Source organism: Halomonas sp. ALS9, assembly GCF_001651035.1.
Classification (GTDB): Bacteria; Pseudomonadota; Gammaproteobacteria; order Pseudomonadales; family Halomonadaceae; genus Vreelandella.
Genome location: NZ_LXRG01000220.1, coordinates 1 through 209 on the forward strand (window position 1 = coordinate 1; position 209 = coordinate 209).

General features: G+C 53.1%; 1 protein-coding gene. It reads left to right on the top strand.

The genetic code is table 11. From position 1 onward, the window contains the following. Positions 1–209 (top strand): catalase (locus A6R74_RS20075; RefSeq protein WP_121499432.1); only part of this gene is annotated, 209 nt, incomplete at both ends.

Consider the following 209-nt stretch of genomic DNA (forward strand, 5'->3'; position numbering starts at 1 on the left):
CACAAAAGCGTCGAGAGGATAACGGCTTGCGTGATCACGATATGCAGTGGGATTTCTGGACGCTTTCGCCGCAATCTGCACAACAGGTAACCTGGCTGATGGGCGATCGGGGTATACCCGCCAGCTGGCCCCATATGAACGGCTATTCAAGCCATACCTATATGTGGATTAACGCTGAAGGCGAGCGTTTCGGGGTGAAGTACCACTTA